Raw genomic sequence first — 16576 nt, forward strand, 5'->3', positions numbered from 1 at the left:
CAGGGACGCGGAGTCAACAGCTCTGTTGACGATCGGTGACACGGCACAGAATCCGTCGCGGCACCGCCCGGATGCCATGTGCAGACGCCCACCATGTGGCCCGCCGAGGTGGGCAGCGGCCCCGCCCGTCCCTCCGTCCCGTGGCATTCGCCAAAATCCGGCGCTACCGTGCCAGCCATGACGCACCACCCGGAGGGCCGGCCATGACGCACCACCCGGCGGCGCCCGGTCAGCCCGCGGGGGCGCGCTCCGGCGCGAGCGCCACCTCAAGGAGCGCGGCGGGCGGCAGGACCCACACCCCCCTGAGCGGCGCGGGCGCCGGCGCGCTCCGCCGCTCCCTCGCCACGACGATGCTCGCCGACATCGACCGGCTCACCGACCGCGCCGTCGACGACATCCGCGCCCACTCCGGTACGTACGCCTCCGGCGCCCCCGTCACCCGCGAGGACCTCTGGGAGATCTGCCGCGACAACCTGCTGCGCGCCCTGGAGGACTTCGGCGGCCTGGAGGCGACCGGCGGCGACTTCGAGTGGGCCGCCCGCGAGACCGGCCGCCGCCGCGCCGAGCAGGGCGTGCCGCTCGACACCGTGCTGCAGGCCTACCGGCGCGGCGGCCGGGTGCTCTGGCAGGTCATGGCCGAGCACCTCCGGGTGCGGGCCGGGCGGGAGTCCGACAGCCGGGACGTCGAACTCGACATGGCGAGCGGCGTGTGGGAGACCATCGACCGCTACTCGGTCGCGATGGCCGACGCGTACCGGATCGCCCAGCTGGAACTCCAGAGCCGCCAGGACACCCGGCGCGTCGCCCTCTTCGAGGCGCTGCTCGACGGCCGCGCCGACGACCCCGCCGTCGCCTCGGCCGCCGCCGCCGCGCTCGGCGTCCCCGCGGTCGACCGGTACGTCGTCGTGGTCGCCGCCCAGGACCCGGCCGCGCCGCCGCACCCCTCGCCGGTCCTGGAGGCCCAGGGCATGTGGTCGTTCTGGCGGCCGCGCTCCGGCCGGTACGCCGGCATCGTCCGGCTGCCCCGCCGCGACGCGCCCGCCGGACGGCCCGCGGCCCCCGGCCGGGGAGACGAGGCCACGCGGGCGCTGCTCGCCGCCCTGCGCGAGCGGACCGGGGCCACCGCCGGGATCTCCCCGGAGTTCGAACGCCTCTCCCAGGCGGGGCGCGCCCTGCGGCTCGCCGAACAGACCCTGCGTACCCTCCGCGCGGGCAGCGGCGAGGTCGCCGTCTTCGACGACCGGCTCGCGCAGGTGCTGCTCAGCGGGCGCACCGACATCGCCGAGCGGATCGTCACCGTCCACCTCGGCCCTGTGCTCGCGACCGGCGGCGAACGCGCCGCGCTCCTCACCACCCTCCGGGTCTGGCTGGATCACGGCTGCTCGGCCTCCCGGGCCGCCGAACGGCTCTACTGCCACCGCAACACCGTCCTCAACCGCATCGGCCGCATCGCCGAGCTCACCGGCCGCTCCAGTGAGTCGGGCGAGGCCCGCCTCGGCTGGGCCCTGGCCCTGCGCGCCCTCCCGTACGCCGGGCTCACGAACGCGGCGGAACCGGCCGCCGGGGAGCGCGAGGCGGAGGGAACGTAGGCTGGCCGGATGCAGGAGCAGTACCGAACGCCGGCCCGCGAGGGTGTGCACGAGACGGAGATCAACCGCTCGCGCTTCCTCTGTACCCTCGCGCCCGTCGCCGACGAGCGGGAGGCGCAGGAGTTCGTCGCGCGCGTCCGCCGGGAGCACCCGACCGCCACACACAACTGCTTCGCGTACGTCCTCGGCGCCGACGCCTCCGTCCAGCGGGCGAGCGACGACGGCGAACCCGGCGGCACGGCGGGCGCCCCGATGCTGCAGATGCTGCTGCGCCGCGAGATGCGGTACGTCGCCGCCGTCGTCACCCGCTACTACGGCGGCGTGAAGCTCGGCGCGGGCGGCCTCATCCGCGCGTACGGCGGTGTGGTCGGCGAGGCGCTCGACGCGCTCGGCACGGTGACCCGGCAGCGCTTCCGGCTCGCCACCGTCACCGTCGACCACCAGCGGGCGGGCAAGCTGGAGAACGACCTGCGGGCGACCGGCCGCGCCGTCCGTGACGTGCGGTACACCGACGCCGTCACGATCGAGATCGGCCTCCCGGACTCGGACGTGCCGGCCTTCCGCGCCTGGCTGGCCGACGCCACGGCGGGCACGGCCGCGTTCGAACTGGGTGGCGAGGCGTACGGCGACGCGTGACGAGTGGTCCCGACCCGTGACACGTGAGCGTGGCGCGTGGCGCCCGAACCCTGGCGCGTGCGGCCCGGCCCAGGCGTGAGGTGCGTGATGCCCGACACGTGACCGGCCCGGACGCGGGCGCCGCCGCCCGGCCCGTACTCCCGGGCCCCCGTGGCGCGTTCGGCCCGCCCGTCGCTCCGAGCGCGCAACCCGTACGGCCCCGACCACGCCCCCGGCGGGATAGCGTGGAGGCCGCACACGACGGGAACCGGCGGCGAGGAGCGGCGCACATGCGGGGTGGGACGGCATCGTGAGACTCCTGCACACCTCGGACTGGCACCTCGGCCGGTCCTTCCACCGCGTCGGCCTCCTCGACGCCCAGGCCGCCTTCCTCGACCACCTGGTGGCGACCGTCCACGAGCACCGCGTGGACGCCGTCCTCGTCGCCGGCGACGTCTACGACCGGGCCGTCCCCCCGCTGCCCGCCGTCGAACTCTTCGACACCGCGCTGCACCGCCTCGCCGACGCCGGCGTGCCCACCGTCATGATCTCCGGCAACCACGACTCCGCCCGCCGCCTCGGCGTCGGCGCCGGACTCATCGAGCGGGCCGGCATCCACCTCCGTACCGACCCCGCGGGCATCGGCACCCCCGTCGTCCTCACCGACGCCCACGGCGAGGTCGCCCTCTACGGCCTGCCCTACCTGGAACCCGCCCTCGTCCGGGACCGGCTCGGCGCCGCGAAGGCCGGCCACGAGGCCGTGCTCACCGCCGCCATGGACCTGGTGCGCGCCGACCTCGCCCGCCGGCCCGCCGGCACCCGGTCCGTCGTCCTCGCCCACGCCTTCGTCGCAGGCGGCGCGCCCAGCGACAGCGAGCGGGACATCACCGTCGGCGGCGTCGCCGCCGTCCCCACCGGCATCTTCGACGGCGTCGACTACGTCGCCCTCGGCCACCTGCACGGCAGCCAGACCCTCACCCCGCGCGTGCGCTACTCCGGCTCGCCCCTCGCGTACTCCTTCTCCGAGGCCGACCACCGCAAGACGATGTGGCTGATCGACCTGGGCCCCGACGGAGCCGTCGACACCGCCGAACGGCTCGACTGCCCCGTCCCGCGGCCCCTCGCCCGGATCAGAGGACGGCTCGACGACCTCCTCGACGACCCGGCGCTCACCCCCCACGAACAGTCCTGGATCGAGGCCACGCTCACCGACCCGGTGCGCCCCGCCGAGCCGATGGCCAGGCTCACCGCACGCTTCCCGCACACCCTGAACCTGGTCTTCGACCCCGAGCGGACCGGCACCGACCCCGGCGCCTCCTACGCCCAGCGGCTCAGGGACCGCACCGACCAGCAGATCGCGGAGGACTTCGTGGCCCACGTACGCGGCGGAGCGACCCTCGACGGGCCCGAGCGGACGGTCCTGTACGGCGCCTTCGACGACGTACGCGTCGACACGGCCGAGCGCGAGGTGGGCCGGTGAGGCTGCACCGCCTGGAGATCACCGCCTTCGGCCCCTTCGGTGGCACGCAGACCGTCGACTTCGACACCCTGTCCTCCGCCGGACTCTTCCTCCTGCACGGGCCGACCGGCGCCGGCAAGACCTCCGTCCTCGACGCCGTCTGCTTCGCCCTGTACGGCAGCGTCCCCGGCGTCCGCCAGACCCCCGGCGCCTCCCTGCGCAGCGACCACGCCCCCGTCGGCACCACCACCGAGGTCGTCCTCGACCTGACCGTGGGGGAGCGGCGCCTGGAGATCACCCGGCGCCCCGCCCAGCAGCGCCCCAAGAAGCGCGGCGGCGGCTTCACCACCGAGAAGGCCCAGACCTGGCTGCGCGAGTACGACTCCGCCACCGGCACCTGGGCCGGCCTCAGCCGCTCCCACCAGGAGACGGGCGAGGAGATCACCCAGCTCGTCGGCATGAGCCGCGAGCAGTTCTGCCAGGTCGTCCTCCTCCCGCAGGGCGACTTCGCCCGCTTCCTGCGGGCCGACGCCGAGGCCCGGGGCAGGCTCCTCGGCCGCCTCTTCGACACCCGCCGCTTCGCCGCCGTCGAGGAACGCCTCGCCGAGCTCCGGCGCACCGCGCAGCAGCAGGTCGAGGAGGGGGACGAGCGGCTCCTCGCCCTCGCCCACCGGATGGGCCAGGCCGCCGGAGGCCTCGGCGTCGCCCGTACCTCCGTCGAGGGCAGGCCCGGCGATCCCGGACTCGCCGAGGAGGTCCTGACCTGGGCCGCCGTCGCCCGTACGGAGGCGCGGGAGGTTCTCGACATCGCGCGCGTGCGGCTCGACGCCGCCGAGGCCCGCCAGGGCGCCGCCCGCACCGCCCTCGACGCCGAGAACGACCTCGCCGCCCGCCAGGCCCGGCACGCCGACGCGCTCCTGCGCCGCGAACGGCTCGCCGCCCGCGCCCCCGAGCGCGACCGGCTGCAGGCCGCTCTCGACCGCAGTCTCAAGGCGGACCGGGTGGCGCCCGCGCTCGGACTGCGCCAGGACGCCGAGCGCGAGCACGCAGCCGCGCACGCCGCCCGGGAACGCGCCCGGGCCATGCTGCCCCCCGACCTCGCCGACGCCGGGGCCGAACAGCTCTCCGCCCGCGAACACCGGTTCCGCGAGGAACTCGGCGGCCTGGAGGCGGCCCGTCGCGCCGAGCGCCGCGCCGCCGTGCTCACCGAGGAGCGTGCCGTCCTCGCGCGCGAGGCGCGCGCCGACGACGACGTCCTGCGGGACGCGGCCGACTGGCTCGCGGGCTGGGAACCGCGCCGGGCCGCGTTCACCGAGCGCGTCGAGGCCGCCAGGGACGCCGCCGCCCGCGCCGAACACCTCGCGGGCCGCCTGGAGCCCGCCCGCCGCCGGCTCGCGGCGGCCCGCCGCCGTGACGCCCTCGCCCAGGACACCGAGGCGGCCGAGGCACGCCTGGCGGACGCCCGCGAGCGGCGGAACACCGCCCACGAGAGCTGGCTCGACGTCAAGTCCCGTCGTCTGGAGGGCATCGCCGCCGAACTCGCGGTCACGCTCAGCGCGGGCGACCCCTGCCAGGTCTGCGGCTCGACCGACCACCCGGCCCCCGCCCGCACCACCGCCGACCACGTCGACCGCGCCACCGAGGAAGCGGCCTACGCGGCCTACACCCGCGCGGAGGAGACCCGTACGGCCGCCGAACGCGAACTGGCCGTCACCCGCGAGTCCTGGTCCACGGCCCGCGCGGAGGTCCGCGCGGGCTCGACCGCGGAGGGCCCGACGGACGAGCCATCGGTGCTCGCACTCACCCACGAGGTGGCGGAGTTGACCCGCCTCCACGCCGAGGCCCACGCCCTCGCCGGGCAGACCCACAGCGCGCGGGAGGCCCTCGCACGGGCCGAGCGGGAGTACGAGGAGCGCGTCGGAGCCCAGCGCGAGGCCGAGCGGCGGGTCGCCGCGCGCACCTCCCGGCGCGAGGCCCTCGACCGGGAGCAGGCCGCGCTCGACGAGGAGGTCGCCCGAGGGCGTGGCGCGTTCGCCAGCGTGGCCGAGCACGCCACCCGCCTGGAACGCCGGATCGCCCTCCTGGTCGACGCCAACGGCGCCGTACGCTCCGCCGAACTCGCCGCCCAGCGCCTCAAGGAGGCCGACGACCGGCTCGCCGACGCCGCCTACCGCGCCGGTTTCGCCACCCCGGCCGAGGCCGCCGCCGCGCTCCTCCGCGAGAGCGAACGCCGGGAACACCAGCACCGCGTGGACGCCTGGCAGGCCGAGTCCGCCGCCGTGGCCGACCGGCTCGCCGAGCCCGGAACCGCGGCCGCCGCCGCGCTCCCGCCCGCCGACCCCGCCGCCGCCGCGGCCGCCCACACGGCGGCCGAACGCGCCCTCCGCGAGGCCGACTCCGTCCTGGCCGCCGCACGGGACCGCGTGACCGACCTCGCCGCCCTGTCCCGGCAGGCCGTGACCGAGGTGCACCGGCTGGGTCCGCTCCGTGAGGAGTACGAGCGGGTGGCCCGCCTCGCCGCCCTCACCGCCGGCACCTCGGCCGAGAACGAGCGCCGGATGCGCCTGGAGTCGTACGTCCTCGCGGCCCGCCTCGAACAGGTCGCCGCCGCGGCGACCGCCCGCCTCCAGCGGATGTCCTCAGGCCGCTACACCCTCGTCCACTCCGACGCGCGCGCCGGCGGCAAGCGGGCCGGGCTCGGTCTGCACGTCGTCGACGCCTGGACCGGCAGCGAGCGCGACACCGCCACGCTCTCCGGCGGCGAGACCTTCTTCGTCTCGCTCGCGCTCGCCCTCGGCCTCGCCGACGTCGTCACCGACGAGGCGGGCGGCGTTCGGCTCGACACCCTGTTCATCGACGAGGGCTTCGGCAGCCTCGACGAGCAGACGCTCGACGAGGTCCTCGACGTCCTGGACTCCCTGCGCGAGCGCGACCGCAGCGTCGGCATCGTCAGCCACGTCGGCGATCTGCGCCGGCGCATCCCGGCCCAGCTGGAGGTCGTCAAGGCGCGGCACGGCTCGGCGGTGCGGCTGCGTACCGGCGCCGACGCGCTGAGCGGCTGAGCGTCGGCGGCTGAGCGTCAGGCCGACTCTCAGCGGCTGACTCTCAGCGGCTGAGCGAACGCCGGGGCAGCGGCGAGGAGTAGACCACGCTGGTGGTCACCGCGCCGAGCGTGGAGATCTTCCCGGTGATCTCCTCCAGGTGCCGCATGGAACGTGCGGTGACCTTGAGGACGAAGCAGTCGTCACCGGTGACGTGGTGCGCCTCCAGGACCTCCGGCGTCGTGTCGATCAGGTCGTGGAACGGCTTGTAGTTGCCGTGCGGGTAGCGCAGCCGTACGAAGGCGAGGATGGCCAGGCCCAGCCGGTCCTGGTCGACGATCGCCGTGTATCCGGTGATCACCCCGGCCTCCTCCAGGCGCCGCACCCGCTCGGTCACCGCGGACGGCGACATCGACACCGTACGGGCGAGCTCGGCGAAGCTGGCGCGGCCCTCGGACTGGAGGGCTTCGATGATGCGCCAGTCGGTGGCGTCGGGGGTGTAGTCGGTGGTCATGGACGAGGAATAGCAGGGGATTCCCCGGTCGATCAAGTGATCGACCGGGGAATCCCGCCGAGAGGTCCTGGTCCCGGCACCCTGCCTCAGAGGCGGGCGAGCTCCTCCACGAGGTCGTCGAGGCCCAACGGGCCCTGAGAGAGGGCCGCCATGTGCCAGGCCTTCGCGTCGAAGGCGTCGCCGTGCGCCGCCCGCGCCTTGGTGCGGCCGAGGAGCCAGGCGCGCTCGCCCAGCTTGTAGCCGATCGCCTGCCCCGGCATCGACAGATAGCGGGTCATCTCGCTCTCCACGAAGGACGGCGGACGGCTGCTGTGCCGCTGGAAGAACTCCTGGGCGAGCTCCGGCGTCCACCGCTCGCCCGGATGGAACGGCGATTCCGCCGGGATCTCCAGGCCCAGGTGCATGCCGATGTCCACGATCACCCGGCAGGCGCGCATCATCTGGCCGTCCAGGTAGCCGAGGCGGCGCTCGGCGTCGGGCAGGAAGCCGAGTTCGTCCATCAGGCGCTCCGCGTAGAGCGCCCAGCCCTCCATGTTGGCGCTGATCTTGCCGATGGTCGCCTGGTAGCGGGAGAGCCGGTCGGCGACGTGCACCCACTGGGCCATCTGGAGGTGATGCCCGGGAACACCCTCGTGGTACCAGGTCGACACCAGGTCGTACACGGGGAAACGGGTCGTGCCGTCCACCGGCAGCCAGGTCCGGCCGGGGCGCGCGAAGTCCTCGGACGGGCCGGTGTAGTACGGCGCCGCGGCGCCGCCCGGCGGGGCGATCCGGGACTCCACCCGGCGCACCCGGCCGGCGAGTTCGAAGTGCGTGCCGTCGAGGGCCTCGATGGCCTCGTCCATCAGCTCCTGGAGCCAGATCCTGACCTCCTCGACGCCCTCGATGTGCGTGCCGTGCTCGTCGAGGTGGGCGAGCGCCTCCCAGGGGTCGGCGCCCGGCAGGATCCGCTCGGCCTCGGTCCGCATCTCGCCCAGCAGCCGGTGGTACTCGGTCCAGCCGTACGCGTACGCCTGGTCGAGGTCCAGATCGGTGCCGTTGAAGAAACGGGTCCAGCGCTGGTAGCGCTCACGGCCGACCGTGTTCGGGGCGTCGGCGACGGCCGGCGCGTACACGTCCCGCATCCAGTCCCGCAGCGCCGTGACGGCTCCGGTGGCGCGCCGGCCCGCCTCCGCCAGCTCGGTGCGCAGCTTCTCGGGAAGGGTGGCCGGCCCCGCGCCGGCGAACTCCTCGAACCAGCCCGGTCCTCCGCTCTCCGCGCCGGCCCACTCGGTGAGCTGGTCGACGAACGTGGCGGTGGGGCGCGGCCCGGCGAACAGCTTGCGCTCCAGGCCGAGGGTGAGCGACGCGCGGTAGCCGTCCAGGGCCGCGGGGACCGCCCGCAGCCGCGCGGCGACCGCCGCCCAGTCCTCCTCGGTCTCCGTCGGCATCACGGTGAAGACGATGCGGACGCTGTGCGCGGGCGAGCGCATGTTGCTGACCGCGCACAGACCCTCCTCGGCCTCGTGCACGGCGAGTTCCGCCGTCAGGCGCTCCCGCAGCAGCCGGGCGCACCGCCGCTCCGCCTCGCTGTCCGCGCCCGGGGCGCGCTCCGCCAGGTCGAGCCGGGCGAGCGTGCGGCGGGCCAGGTCGGCCACGGCCCGCTGGCCGGCGGGCGAGAAGTCCGGCAGCAGTCCGGCACTCTCCTTGACTCCCAGATACGTACCGGTGATCGGGTCGAGGGCGATGAGTGCGTCGACGTGGTCGTCGGCGACCTGGCGGGGCAGCGGGCTGCTGGAAATCTCTGGCATGCGGGTCATCCTGGCGTCTCCGGAGGGCCCGCGTCACCCTCGTCCGGCCTCAGTCGGCTGACAAGGAAGGGCCCGCGGAGGGCGGCAGAAGAGGGCCGCACTCCCACTCCTGGAAGATCAGCCGGGTCTCGACGCGGGCCACCTCACGGCGTGAGGTGAACTCGTCGAGGACGAGTCGCTGCAGGTCGGAGGGGTCCGCCACGGCCACGTGCACCAGGTAGTCGTCGGGTCCCGTCAGATGGAACAGCGCGCGGGACTCCGGCAGGGCGCGGATCCGGTCGACGAACGGACCGATCAGTTCACGCCGGTGCGGACGGACCTGGACGAGAAGGAGCGCTTCGAGACCACGGCCGAGTTTGGCCGGATCTAGTCGTAGCTGGTGTCCGAGGATCACACCGGTGCGGCGCAGTCGCGCCACCCGGTCGAGGCAGGTGGAGGGCGCCACTCCGACCTCGGCGGCGAGCTCACGGTAGGTGGTCCGGGCGTCGTTCTGCAGGAGGCGAAGAATGTGCAGATCGACCGCGTCCAGTACGACAGAATCGGCCATCAGCCGAACGTAGCACGGCCGATTCCCCCTACTTCCCGGTATCCGTTCACAGTGCCGCCATGGACGCCATGGACTACGGCTCCTCGGTCACCCCGAGGGCCCTTGCCACCGAAGCCGTGCACGCCGGCCGCGAAGACCTCGCCTCGCTCGGGCTGCACGCCCCGCCGCTCGACCTGTCCACCACCTACCCCTCGTACGACGCGCGTGCCGAGGCCGCCCGGATCGACGAGTTCGCCACCACCGGTGCCCGGCTCGACGGGCCGCCCGTCTACGCCCGGCTCGACAACCCCACCGTCGCGCGCTTCGAGGAGGCCCTCGCCCGCCTGGAGGGCGCCGAGGCGGCCGTCGCCTTCGCCAGCGGCATGGCGGCCCTCACCGCCGTCCTCCTCGCCCGGGCGAGCCAGGGCCTGCGGCACGTGGTCGCGGTCCGCCCGCTGTACGGCTGCAGCGACCACCTGCTCGACGCGGGACTGCTCGGCACCGAGGTGACCTGGACCGACCCGGCGGGCGTCGCGGACGCGATCCGTCCCGACACCGGCCTGGTCATGGTGGAGTCGCCCGCCAACCCGACCCTCGCCGAGGCCGACATCCGCGCCCTCGCGCACTCCTGCGGCTCCGTGCCGCTCCTGGTCGACAACACCTTCGCCACCCCGGTGCTCCAGCGGCCCGTCGCCCAGGGCGCCCGCATCGTGCTGCACAGCGCCACCAAGTACCTGGGCGGGCACGGGGACGTCATGGGCGGCGTCGTCGCCTGTGACGAGGAGTTCGCCCGTACCCTCCGCCAGGTGCGCTTCGCCACCGGCGGGGTGCTGCACCCGCTCGCCGGCTACCTGCTGCTGCGGGGCCTGTCCACCCTGCCGGTACGGGTGCGGGCGGCCTCCACGACCGCCGCGGAGCTGGTACGCCGACTGGCCACCGACCCCCGGATCGCACGGGTCCACTATCCGCGGATCGGCGGCGCCATGATCGCCTTCGAGGTCTACGGCGAACCGCACGACGTCATCGCCGGCGTCCGGCTGATCACTCCGGCCGTCAGCCTCGGCAGCGTCGACACCCTCATCCAGCACCCGGCCTCCATCAGCCACCGCATCGTGGCCGAGGGAGACCGGCGCTCGGCGGGCGTCAGCGACCGGCTCCTGCGGATGTCGGTCGGCCTCGAGGACGTCGAGGACCTGTGGCGTGATCTCACCCAGGCGCTCAGCGCTCCGCCCGCCGCACCTCCTCGTGCCGCTGCTCCTGCGGGTGTCCCTGCTGCGGTCGGCCGGCCGGTCGCGGCGCCGAGGCCAAGCGGGCGGTGATCACCAGGGTGCCCTCCTCGATCTGGTAGTCCAGGGGCAGGTTCAGCGCCCGCATCGCGGCCACCATCCCGGTGTTGGACGACTGGGTCACGGCGTACACGCTCGCGCAGCCGGCCTCCTCGGCCATCGCCACCAGCCGGCCGAGGAGTTCGGAGCCGATGCCGCGCCGCTGCCAGTCGTCCTCCACCATCAGCGCGACCTCCGTCTCGTCGCCGTCCCAGAGCAGATGCCCGAGGGCGACGAGACGGCCGGACGTCGTCTGCACGGCGAGGGTGCGTCCGAAGCGGGGGCTGAGCAGGTGGTCGAGGTAGCGGTCCGCGTCGCCGACCGGGCCGTGGTACCGCAGGCCCAGGGTGCGGGCCGAGCAGCGGTCGTGCATGGCGCGCGCGGCGGCCAGATCGCGCTGGTCGGCGCGGCGGACGGTGATCTCGTTGCCCTCGGGCAGGGTCAGCACGTCCTGGCTGCGCGGGACGCGCGGGCCGAGACGCGCGTCGAGCTCCACGAGGGCGCGGGCCCTGGCGAACTCGGTCGGGGTGAAGGGGAGGTAGGGCCGCTCCACGATGAGCGTGCCGCCGTCGGGGTCGCGCAGCCGCATGACCGTGTCCTCGAGGACGCCTTCGACCGGAGCCTGTTCGCCGGTCGGACGGCCCGTGAGCGAGACGGCGGGCACGGTGTGGAGCGTGCAGCGGCCGAGGAGCTGGCGCAGCGCGAGCGGCAGTTCGGCCGCGTCGAGCGCGGTACGGGTGGCGAGGCCGAGGACCCGGGTGGGAGTGTCCACCAGGTCGTGGGCGTCGGCACGCTCGGTCCAGGTGTCACGGCCGCCGGCCGCCGAGGTCTCACGGGCGAGCGCCTGGGCGGAGAGGCCGGCGGGGGCGCGCAGCAGGAACTCGTCGACCGTGCCGTCGGCGAGCGGATGCGTCTGGAGCGTGAGGATGTCCACGCCCAGGCGGGCGAGGACCGTGCACAGGGCGGCGAGGCTGCCCGGTGTGTCCGCGACGGTGGTCCGCATCCGCCACAGGGTGGTCTCGACGGGGACCCCGGACTCCTCCTCGTGCTCCTGCCGCTCGCCCGTGGCGGCTGCCCCGGCCGGGGAGGCCGGGGCGGAGTGCCCGCCGGGAGGGCCGGAGGGCGGGGCATGGCTCGCATGACTGTGCCTCCGTGCCCACCAGGTGTGGAAGGCGGCGGTGGCGACCAGCGCGATCGCCGAGAACACCAGCAGCGAGGGGCCCTCGGGCCCCTTGGCGATGGTCTTGGCGATCGTGTCGGCCACCACCACGGCGGTGAACAGGGCGGCGAGCTCGATCAGGTCGTGCCGCCAGTGGTGCGGGCGGCGGGTGCTCTTCGAAGACGTCACATCGGTCATGACCTCACTGTGACCCAGTGGTGTTGCGTGATCACGAACGCTTTGTGACTGACGGGTTAAGCGCCCATCTAGCGGCTTAAAGAGCGATTCAGACCGTTTGTGTCAGGCTCCGATCGGTGCCCTGACGCAGTGCGTTCAGCAGTCGTCCGGCCTGCACGACCAGCTGCGTGGAACCCCGCTTCGAGGCCAGCGCGGCGAGCCCGGCGACGTCGCCGCCCGCTCCGCACCGCTCCACGCAGTCGGCCGCGACCGCCAGCACCTCGCCGAGCCCCCGCACCGGCTTGGCGGCGGCGAGCAGGTCCGGCAGCATCGCCGACAGGACCCCCCACACCGTTCCGTACGCCCCGGTGAGCGCTGCCGTCCGGGCCGCGTCCGCCAGCCGGTTCGGCTTGACCGAGCCCTCCCCGACCAGCCACGCCAGCTCGCCGCCGACCTGCCGGGCGTCAAGCTCGCCCCGCGACGCCAGGACGAGCAGGGCGTCGACCGCGCGCAGCCGGTCGTCGGAGTCCGCGCAACCGAGCCCGAACGCCAGGGTCAGCGGGACCGCCCGGCCCACCGGCCCCTGGGCCTCGGCCAGCGCCGTCAGCGGCTCGGTCGCCCCGCGCGAGTCCCCCTCGACGCAGTACGCCAGGGTCGCCAGGAGGCAGGCCGCGAGGACCTCGCGGTCGTTCGGCAGGACGGCGGCCCACTGCGCGCGGCTGTCCACCCAGTGGTAGCAGCGGCGTGGCGTCGCCTCCAGAGCGCCGCCCAGCCAGTGGAAAGCGGGCGGGAACTCCTCCCGCACCGTCGGACGGTCGGTGACGTCGACCACGATCCGGTCGAACAGCCACCACGGCATCGTGGACCGGTCCTCACCCCGCTCGAGGACCCGCACGGACGCCGCCACGGCGTCCTCCTGCCGCAGCCACGCGGAGAGCCGGCGGCCGGCCGGCGTGCCGAGCGCCGCCGCCTCCTCGGCGGCCCGCACCGCCGACGGGTCGTCGCGCAGCACCCGGAGCAGGGCCTGGGCGAGATCGGCCGGAGCGGGCTCCGCGCCCGCGTCCCGGTACTCCCGCAGCCGTGCCACCAGGACCAGCGGGTCGATCGCGCCGGTGTGCCAGGTCGGGGTGGCGAGGAGGAACGGCAGCGCACCCGTGCCGACCAGATCGGCCGCCTCCCACAGCCGGGCGTCGAAGACCCCCGAAAGCGCCTGGTGGAAACAGGAGTCCGAGCCGTTCCCCTGCGTCCGGCCGAGGTCGATCCGCGCCTGGTCGAGCAGACCGAGCAGCCCCGCGAGGACCACCTCGATCCCCTGGGTGTGGTGGGTGAAGTAGTGGGTCTCGCCCCATCCGGTCCGGGGGAACGCCTCCCGCACCGCTTCCACCACAGCCGCCCGGTCCCGGTGCGCGAGCCGCACAAGGCCGTCGAGCGCCCGCTCGAACGCCACGGGCTCCTCCGAGAGCCCCTTCGTCACCAGCTCCGCCACCAGCGCCTCGACCGTCGACGCCGGAGGCGCGACGAGCAGCCGCTCGGGCACCGGCGGCAGGATCTCCTCGTACGGCGCCCCGGCCGGCTCCTCCAGCGCGCTGCCGAACAGCGCCTCGGCGGCCTGCCGGTGCATCGGGCTCAACAGCCCGGCGGCCTCGGCCAGCTCACCCCGCACCCCCGGCTCCACCGCCGCCAGATGACGGCCCACCAGCTTGAGAGCCCGCTCCTGGACGCTCGTGTCCTCGTTCCCGAAGGCCTCCGTCACCGCGGGCAGCAGCTCGCCCGCCGCGCCGGGATCCCGCGCCAGCACCTTGCCGACCAGCGCCAACTGGGCCCGTACGAGCTTCTTCTCGGTCCGGAAGAGAATTCCGGCCGTCATCTCGGCGAGCGCTCCTACCGGCAGCGTCCCCGCCGACGCGAGCTCCGTCAGGACCTCCTGGGCGTATCCGGCGACGAGCGACGGCGCGTCGGCCGCGATCCCGACCCAGTCGGGGATCCGCTTCGCCAGCTCGTCCGAGTCCGGTTCGAGCAGCCGCACCATCTCCAGCGGGAAACGCAGGTTCCGGATGGGGCCGCCGCGCAGCAGCCGGGAGACACACAGGTCCAGGACCTGAGCCCGGTCCAGGAGTCCCTCCGCGACGAGCGTCCGCAGCGCCGTGGGCCACTGCCTCGGGGAGCCGGGACGCAGCGTCCGCGTGAACCGCTCGGGGGTCTCGGCCATGGCGAGCGCGTGGGCCACCAGGGTGGGCGTCTGGGGATCCTCCCGGAGCCGCTCCAGGAGCCGGTCGTCGGTGATGTGCCAGACCCAGCCGTTGACGTAGCCGTCCGTCGGGGCGACCGCGTACCCGGAGCGGACCACGAGACCGTGCAGGAGCGGGTAGCTGTTCTCCGCCACGGCCTGCCGTTTGGCCAGCCGCCCCGCCAGGTCCGCCGCCCACTCCGGATCGCGCTCGCCGAGCGCCGCGAGAGCCATCGGCCCGTCCGTGTCCCACATCAGCAGATCGCGCGCGCCGAGCCAGCTCGCGGTCTCCGCGACCCCCGTCAGACAGCCGGCGCCCGCCACGTACATCGCGCTGCGGATGCGGTTGGCCAGGTACGGGGGCGAGGCCCACTGCCCGGCGCGCACCTCGGCACGGAGCACCTTCAGCCGCGCGAGGGCGGCCTTGCGCTCGGCGGCGTCCAGCGGTTCGAGCAGCGCCGGCACGTCGGCGGTCACGCCCGCGCGTACCGCCGCGAGCAGCTTGTCGACCCCGGATTCGGCTCCGGATCCCTCCCCGACGCCGACCCCCGTCACGCCCGCCTCGTCGACACCCGTCACGCCGTCACCCATCCCGACCCCCACGCCGTCACCCATCCCGGCCCCCACGCCCTCACCCATCCCGGCCCCCACGCCCTCACTCGTTCCGCTCTCCACGCCGTCTCCCATGGTGCCCGTCTCGTCCGGCCGCTCCGGCCGGGGCGTCGTCATCGCCCGGCCCCTGCGGGGACCGCGGCGCCGCGCCGGACCATCCGCACCGCGAGCGCGTGCTTGCACGGGCCCCGGCGCCCCTGGTGGTCCGCCCACCACTGGCAGGTGCAGCCGAGCACCCCGTCCGACCCCCGTACCCGGTAGTGCCGTTCGCCCGAGGCCACCGTCGCCAGATCCCCTTCGAGCGTCACCGCCCCCTCCGCGACCAGCCGCCGGGCGCTCACCAGACGCGGATTGTGCCGCTCGGCCCGGTCCGTGTCGTACGGCAGCTCCCGGTGGAAGTAACCCGCGTCCGCCACGTCGTACCCCACTCGGCCCGCCGTGCCGAGCCGGGTCAGTGCCGCCCGCACCCGGTCGACCGTGAGCCCCGCCTGCGCCGAGAGGTCGGCCAGGTCGATCCGGGGCTCCCAGGCCAGCAGGACCGCGACCAGCTCGGCGTCCTGGGCCGCCTCCTCCGTCGCGAGCGCCTCCAGGACCCCGCCCTCGCCGGAGAAGCCCCGCGCGGGATCGGGGGACAGCGTCAGCGTGAGCCGCATGCCCGGCAGGGTCAGCTCCCAGGCGCTCGCCGTGGCCATGCCCCCGTCCGGCACCGGCCCGTACACCCGCAGGCCCGTCGCGTGCCGCAGCACCCGCTCCAGGGCGACCAGCCGGTCAGGGCCTGGCAGGCACACCGATCCGGCGCCCGGCCGGGTCGTCGGGCGCAGCGACCGGCCGGACGGGGAGATCCGCAGCGGCCCGCGCCCGCGGGCCTGGCCGCGCGGCAAAGACCGCAGGAAGCGGACGGCCTCCGCCCCGCTCACCTCGGCCCGCAGATCGAACCGGGCCGAGGCGACCTGCGCCTCGGCGAAGCCGCGCAGCCAGCGGTCCGGCAGCGGGACCTTCTTCTCGACGACCGCCCCCGCGAGCGTGGTCACGGCCATCTCCTCCGGGCCCACCCGCAGATGCAGCGGATCGTCCCCGGTCATCCGCGACAGCGCCTCCCGCAGCGGGTCGTTGACGTCGACGTTGGTGGTGCCGTGCCCCGTCTCCGTACCCCCGAGTCCCTCGTCGAGCACGTCCAGGCGCGCGTACACCCCGCCGCAGCCCGAGAACGACTCGAACCGCAGCCGGTCCCCGTTCCCCGTCACCACCGGATCCAGCGACCCGGTCCTCGTCCGCTGGTGGTAGCGGGCCGCGGCCACGTCGGCGACCGCGAGCAGCCCTCGGGCGGCGACCTGCGGGGAGGCCAGGAAGCCGGAGAAGAAGCGGGGATGGGCCTCGGCCCCCCGGGGCGTGAGGCCCCCCGCCGTCTCCAGACCGAGCAGCCGGCCGGAGCCCGTGGACTCCAGCGTGGACGGGCGGACGTAGGCGATTGCCTGCACGGATCGCGTCATGGGTACGACCGTAGGTCCCGCCACTGACAATCACCGGGCCAGGCCTCCTTCC

11 protein-coding genes are annotated in these 16576 nt (G+C 74.9%); 5 read left to right on the forward strand and 6 right to left on the reverse strand.

The genetic code is table 11. The annotated features are described in order from the left end of the window. Positions 1-203 precede the first annotated feature (203 nt). The 4 genes from ACIA8N_RS30115 to ACIA8N_RS30130 all read left to right on the forward strand — a co-directional run bounded on the left by ACIA8N_RS30115 (position 204) and on the right by ACIA8N_RS30130 (position 6725). On the forward strand, positions 204-1589 hold the full coding sequence (locus tag ACIA8N_RS30115; RefSeq protein ID WP_365780822.1) for a helix-turn-helix domain-containing protein: 1386 nt from the start codon (positions 204-206) through the stop codon (positions 1587-1589). A 9-nt stretch (positions 1590-1598) separates the two neighbouring features. Continuing rightward, positions 1599-2225, forward strand: coding sequence for a YigZ family protein (locus ACIA8N_RS30120; protein WP_365780821.1), 627 nt, complete (start codon positions 1599-1601; stop codon positions 2223-2225). Positions 2226-2514: 289 nt separating this feature from the next. Next, a complete protein-coding gene (locus ACIA8N_RS30125) occupies positions 2515-3684 on the forward strand; it encodes an exonuclease SbcCD subunit D (RefSeq protein ID WP_365780820.1) in 1170 nt (389 codons plus the stop codon). Continuing rightward, positions 3681-6725, forward strand: a complete 3045-nt coding sequence (locus ACIA8N_RS30130) for an SMC family ATPase (protein WP_365780819.1) — start codon at positions 3681-3683, stop codon at positions 6723-6725. Before ACIA8N_RS30125 ends, ACIA8N_RS30130 begins: the two co-directional genes overlap by 4 nt. Positions 6726-6768: 43 nt before the next feature. Here ACIA8N_RS30130 and ACIA8N_RS30135 read toward each other — a convergent pair whose 3' ends face one another. The 3 genes from ACIA8N_RS30135 to ACIA8N_RS30145 all read right to left on the reverse strand — a co-directional run bounded on the left by ACIA8N_RS30135 (position 6769) and on the right by ACIA8N_RS30145 (position 9555). After that, positions 6769-7218 (reverse strand): Lrp/AsnC family transcriptional regulator, encoded by a 450-nt coding sequence (locus ACIA8N_RS30135; protein ID WP_365780818.1) that lies wholly within the window; start codon positions 7216-7218, stop codon positions 6769-6771. 86 nt (positions 7219-7304) lie between these two features. Further along, positions 7305-9008, reverse strand: a complete 1704-nt coding sequence (locus ACIA8N_RS30140; RefSeq protein ID WP_365780817.1) for a DUF885 domain-containing protein — start codon at positions 9006-9008, stop codon at positions 7305-7307. Positions 9009-9057: 49 nt separating this feature from the next. Further along, positions 9058-9555, reverse strand: a complete 498-nt coding sequence (locus ACIA8N_RS30145) for an Lrp/AsnC family transcriptional regulator (protein WP_030209403.1) — start codon at positions 9553-9555, stop codon at positions 9058-9060. Between the two features lie 59 nt (positions 9556-9614). Here ACIA8N_RS30145 and ACIA8N_RS30150 point away from each other — a divergent pair, with 59 nt between their 5' ends. Then, on the forward strand, positions 9615-10853 hold the full coding sequence (locus ACIA8N_RS30150; protein WP_365780815.1) for an aminotransferase class I/II-fold pyridoxal phosphate-dependent enzyme: 1239 nt from the start codon (positions 9615-9617) through the stop codon (positions 10851-10853). Here the strand turns inward: ACIA8N_RS30150 and ACIA8N_RS30155 are convergent. The 3 genes from ACIA8N_RS30155 to ACIA8N_RS30165 all read right to left on the reverse strand — a co-directional run bounded on the left by ACIA8N_RS30155 (position 10753) and on the right by ACIA8N_RS30165 (position 16524). Beyond that, positions 10753-12216: a GNAT family N-acetyltransferase gene (locus ACIA8N_RS30155; RefSeq protein ID WP_365780814.1), complete on the reverse strand. Its 1464-nt coding sequence runs from the start codon at positions 12214-12216 to the stop codon at positions 10753-10755. The genes ACIA8N_RS30150 and ACIA8N_RS30155 overlap by 101 nt on opposite strands. A gap of 88 nt (positions 12217-12304) precedes the next feature. Further along, on the reverse strand, positions 12305-15151 hold the full coding sequence (locus ACIA8N_RS30160; protein ID WP_365780813.1) for a DUF6493 family protein: 2847 nt from the start codon (positions 15149-15151) through the stop codon (positions 12305-12307). Continuing rightward, positions 15148-16524, reverse strand: coding sequence for an SWIM zinc finger family protein (locus ACIA8N_RS30165; RefSeq protein WP_365780812.1), 1377 nt, complete (start codon positions 16522-16524; stop codon positions 15148-15150). The genes ACIA8N_RS30160 and ACIA8N_RS30165 overlap by 4 nt, the downstream gene beginning before the upstream one ends. Between the last annotated feature and the right edge of the window lie 52 nt (positions 16525-16576).

The organism is Streptomyces sp. NPDC051822, assembly GCF_044452745.1.
Lineage (GTDB): Bacteria > Actinomycetota > Actinomycetes > Streptomycetales > Streptomycetaceae > Streptomyces.